Below are 4,321 nucleotides of genomic sequence, written 5' to 3'. Positions count from 1 at the left end.
GGAGGTTATCGGCACCGCCCTCGGCATGTCCGCTCGAACTGCCCGGGAGCGGTTCGGGCACACGCTGCGACGACCGCGAAATGGGGCGTCGACGAGGTGGCGCACGCGCGCATGATTGCCGCCCTGCTGGAGGATGCCGGAATCATCTGCGCCGGGTTGGGGCCCATGCCAAAATCCGGGAAGACACACTGAAAGCCAGTCTGGTGCCGGCGTTGTGGGCGAGTTCCACGCGCTCCAGGTACTCCAGGGACCACCTGCGGGCCTGGGCTTTGCGGAGGCCTTTGAGCCGGCCGAAGTAGGCCATGACATCCAGGACCTGCTCCTTCTTGTAGAGGCCGCGTTCTTCCGGAAGGTACCCGAGCCGGATCCCGTCGCGGGGGTCGAAGGTCTTCCCTCCGATGTGCAGGGTCCCGGCGGTGGGCTGGTAGATGCCCAAAAGTGCCCGCAGGGTCGTCGTTTTGCCTGAGCCGTTGCTGCCCAGGAACCCGAACGTCTCCCCGGCTCTCACATCGAGGACAGGTCTTTGACGACCTGGGTGTTCCCGAAGTCCATTCTGAAGTCTTTGATGTGCACCAACGGCTCAACAGCCGCACCCCCAGCAGTCATGGCAACACCCTATAGAAGTTCTTGGGAGTTTCGCGTCACGATTCGCTTCGAACGCCTACTGTTCCAGTAGGGACGAGTATGTCGACGGGCCGGTGGGTGCCCCGGTTTCCTGCTTGGCCGGCAATTAGGCTGCACTTAGGACAAGGCTCCGCGGTGCTGTTCAAGAAGATGCGGATCAAAGGTAAGTGGTTGGCTGCGTATCGTCGACAGTCCACATTCCAGCGCTCCCAGCACGACGCCGTCAGCCCCCAATGCGGAGGCGGCCAGGGCGGGTACAGGGGCTTCGAATTTTTCGGCAAGGACGGCGGCGGCCTTCTTTAGTACCGGTTCCACTGCTGCCGCGACCGCACCGGCAATGATGACCTTCTCCACGTCCAACAGGCTCGCCAGCACATGGGCAATCCGGGCCAACCGCTCTGCCAGCCGATCAACGATGCCGAGCGCGGTGACGTCGCCGGCTGCTGCGGCGTCGAACACCGCTTCGGCGGACAACCGCTCCTGGCGGATCCCGGCCAGTATTGATCCCGGGGGTATTTTCCCGGCCCGGCTGGCGTCCACCGCCCACTTCCTGCCCAGAAGGCCGATGCCGTCGGCCGAGCCCACGCCCTCGACAACGTTCAGCAGGCGCATCTCGCCCGCCGCGCCTCGCGGTCCTCGTAAGAGCACCCCGTCGATGACCAGGCCCGCACCGAAGCGCTCCCCGGAGAGCAGCGCCGCAAAGGAATCGGCGTCGGCGCCGTGTGCCCTCTCGGCAAGTGCGGCAAGGTTGGCGTCGTTGTCCACGACTGTGCGCCCGCAATCGGCAAAGACAGCAGGGAAATCCGGATTCATGTTGCGCCAGTACTCGGTACTATCGGGCGAACGGCCCTTGTCATCGACGGGTGCGGGAACTCCGACGACGACCAGGAAGACTTCCTCTGGCTGAATGCCCGCCAAGGCCAAGGCCTTGTCGACGGTGTTCCGAACGGTCGATCGGCGAACACTGCCGCGTTGGCTGTCAAGGGTCTGGGCGGCGCGCGCCAAGATCGTGCCGCGCAGGTCGGCGACGATGGCGGTGACCGTGTGTTGGCCGGCGTCGACGCCGACGATGTGGCCGGCATCCCCGCGCAAGCGGTACCGCCGGGCCGGTCTGCCTTTGATGTACTGGCCGGCTTCGCGGGAATCGCCCATCTCTTCGATCCAGCCCTGCGCGGCCAGCTCATCGCACAAACCAAGAACAGTGGACCGGGTCAGGCCTGTCACCGCCATGGCGTCGATGGCCCTGAAGGCCTCGGACTCGAGGGCATAGCGGAGCACCGCCCCCATGTTGATCTTGCGGAGCAGCTGGGGCGAGGTGGCCACATCATCTTGTTCCATCTCTTGACCTTATCTTCGGCTTGGTGCAAGCTTAGTTCGCATTAGATTTACAGTCTAGATTTAATGTCTAGATTTATGTTCTCTCGTAACGCATTCCCGTGCGGTGATGCGTGACCAGTCAAAGGAGACAATGAGGTGCTTGCAGTCCAAACGACCCGGAAGCCCGGCCTAAGCAGACGATCGTTCCTGCTCGGCGCGGGTGCCGTCGGGGCCGGGTTCGCCCTCGAAGGATGCGCCCCGGCGCAGTCCTCGACCACTGCCACGGAAATCACGTTCTATGTATCGAAGCCCGAAGTCATCGGCTACTTCGACCGGGTGATTGAGCAGTTCCACAGGAGCCAGGACGCGGTCCGGGTGATCCGCGATTCGACGTCGAACATGTCCGCCGACTTCGTGCGCAACCAGCCCCCGGACCTGGGTTGCTGGAACTACAACTTCTCCGTAGCGGAATTCGTCAAACACGGGGCGCTCAGCGACCTGTCCGACATGCCCGAGGCCAAGGCGATCAACCCCAAGCTTTGGCCGTTGCTGACGCAGACGGCGGAGTATCCAGGCCGCACCTGCGCTATCCCTTACTCGATGATGTCCGCGTCCGTTATCTACAACAAAGAAATCTTCGCCCAGCACGGGCTGTCCGTCCCCACCACCTGGCCGCAGCTCGTCACCGTCTGCAAGACCTTGCAGAACGCCGGGATCGCCCCGTTCTACAACACCATCAAAGACACCTGGACAGTGGGGCAAGGAATGTTCGACTACAGCATCGGAGGCATGGTCGACGTACCGCAGTTCTTTTCCACGCTCAACAGCCAAGCACGTCGCTGAACGCCGGTTCCGCCGCTTCCTTTGAGAAGAACCTTAAAGCCCCCATGGACCGGATGGTCGAGCTGGCCGCGTTTGCGAACAAGGATGCTGCCAGCCGCGGCTACGCCGACGGCAACCTCGCGTTCTCCCAGGGCAAGGGCGCGATGTATATGCAGGGCCCGTGGGCGCTGAACGAAATCGCCAAGACTGCCCCGGCAATGAAACTGGGCACCTTCCGTTGCCTGTTACCGAGGACCCGGCCGACCTGAAAGTGCGCGTGAACGTGGACCTGGCCTTGTGGATCCCCGAGGCCTCCACAAAGAAGGACGCGGCACGGCGGTTCCTCTCTTTCCTCATGCGCCCGGAAATCAATGACAAGTACAACGCAGACAACAACGGCTTCGGTGTCCGCAACGATGCGCCACCGGCAAGCAGCCCGGCCCTGGCCGGAATGCAGAAGTACTACGACGACGGCGCCTTCTATCTGGGGGCCTCCCAGTTGATTCCTGCCTCGATCCCGGTGTCGAACTACGCCCAGTCGATCGCTCTGGGCGCCGCTCCCGAAGCCCTCCTCCAGACCCTGGACGCCGACTGGGCACGCCTTGCCCTGCGCAACGTCTGACCGACCCGCAAGAATTGAGTGCCTCCATGTCATTGATACGCAATGGACGCCCGTCCCAGCGACGGCGCGTTGAACCCGTGTTCTATGCTTTCCTCCTCCCCACGGTCCTCGCCTTCACTCTCGCGATCACCGTCCCTGCCCTCATGGGGATCACCCTGAGTTTCACCAACTCGGTGGGATTCGGTGAGTTCAAGTTCACCGGCCTCACCAACTACCTCGCGGCCTTCTCCGACCCGGCCATCCTCAAGGCCTACGGCTTCACCATCGGCTTCGCCCTGGTGACCGTGGTGGTAGTCAACGTGGTGTCCTTCTTCCTGGCACTGGGGCTGACCGAGAAGATCCGGGCCAAGGTCGCCCTGCGCGCCGTTTTCGTCCTGCCCATGGTGATCTCGGGTATCGTCATCGCCTACGTCTTCAACTTCCTGTTTTCCAATTCCGTACCGGACATTGCCACGGCACTGGGGCTCCAGTCGCTGGAAACGAGCATGCTGGCAAATCCGGACCTCGCCTGGCTCGCCCTGGTTCTGGTCACCGCGTGGCAGGCGGTCCCTGCCACGCTGCTGATCTACATTGCCGGGATCCTGTCAATTCCCGCCGACGTCTACGAGGCAGCAGCCCTCGACGGTGCCACGGCCTGGCGCAAGCTGGCATCCATCACGGTCCCGCTGGCAGCGGGCTACATCGTGATCAACGTGATCATGGGGTTCAAGGGCTTCATGAATGCCTACGACATCATCGTTGGCCTGACCAACGGCGGCCCCGGCACCTCCACCACCAGTGTCGCCATGTCCATCTTCAACGGCTTCAGCAACGGCGACTACTCCTACCAGATGGCCAACGCGACAATCTTCTTCCTGATCGCCATCGTCATCGCGCTGCTGCAATTGCGTGCCACCCACGGAAAGGCGACCTTCTGATGACCACCCAAACGGTTCA

The 4,321-nt window shown here is 62.7% G+C and carries 5 protein-coding genes and 1 pseudogene; 4 read left to right on the top strand and 2 right to left on the bottom strand.

Going from position 1 to position 4,321, the window contains the following annotated elements; all coding sequences use genetic code 11:
* Window positions 1–196 precede the first annotated feature (196 nt).
* Both AHiyo1_RS22270 and AHiyo1_RS22265 read right to left on the bottom strand, forming a co-directional pair.
* A pseudogene (locus AHiyo1_RS22270) lies at window positions 197–552 on the bottom strand (ATP-binding cassette domain-containing protein); the annotation flags it as partial.
* A 189-nt stretch (window positions 553–741) separates the two neighbouring features.
* On the bottom strand, window positions 742–1,962 hold the full coding sequence (locus AHiyo1_RS22265; RefSeq protein WP_059390034.1) for an ROK family protein: 1,221 nt from the start codon (window positions 1,960–1,962) through the stop codon (window positions 742–744).
* Between the two features lie 135 nt (window positions 1,963–2,097).
* Here AHiyo1_RS22265 and AHiyo1_RS28095 point away from each other — a divergent pair, with 135 nt between their 5' ends.
* From AHiyo1_RS28095 to AHiyo1_RS22255, 4 genes are read left to right on the top strand one after another with little or no spacing between them, the layout of a single operon-like run.
* Window positions 2,098–2,784, top strand: a complete 687-nt coding sequence (locus AHiyo1_RS28095; RefSeq protein WP_340639369.1) for an ABC transporter substrate-binding protein — start codon at window positions 2,098–2,100, stop codon at window positions 2,782–2,784.
* Window positions 2,785–2,828: 44 nt separating this feature from the next.
* On the top strand, window positions 2,829–3,032 hold the full coding sequence (locus AHiyo1_RS28090) for a hypothetical protein (protein ID WP_340639368.1): 204 nt from the start codon (window positions 2,829–2,831) through the stop codon (window positions 3,030–3,032).
* Window positions 3,033–3,040: 8 nt separating this feature from the next.
* Window positions 3,041–3,385 (top strand): hypothetical protein, encoded by a 345-nt coding sequence (locus AHiyo1_RS28085; protein WP_340639367.1) that lies wholly within the window; start codon window positions 3,041–3,043, stop codon window positions 3,383–3,385.
* 26 nt (window positions 3,386–3,411) lie between these two features.
* Window positions 3,412–4,302, top strand: a complete 891-nt coding sequence (locus AHiyo1_RS22255) for a carbohydrate ABC transporter permease (protein WP_059390033.1) — start codon at window positions 3,412–3,414, stop codon at window positions 4,300–4,302.
* Window positions 4,303–4,321: the final 19 nt, after the last annotated feature.

The sequence above is a fragment of the Arthrobacter sp. Hiyo1 genome (assembly GCF_001263615.2).
Taxonomy (GTDB): Bacteria; Actinomycetota; Actinomycetes; order Actinomycetales; family Micrococcaceae; genus Arthrobacter.
The sequence above is the reverse complement of the archived record's forward strand: the minus strand, read 5'-3'. Positions and strand labels throughout refer to the sequence as shown.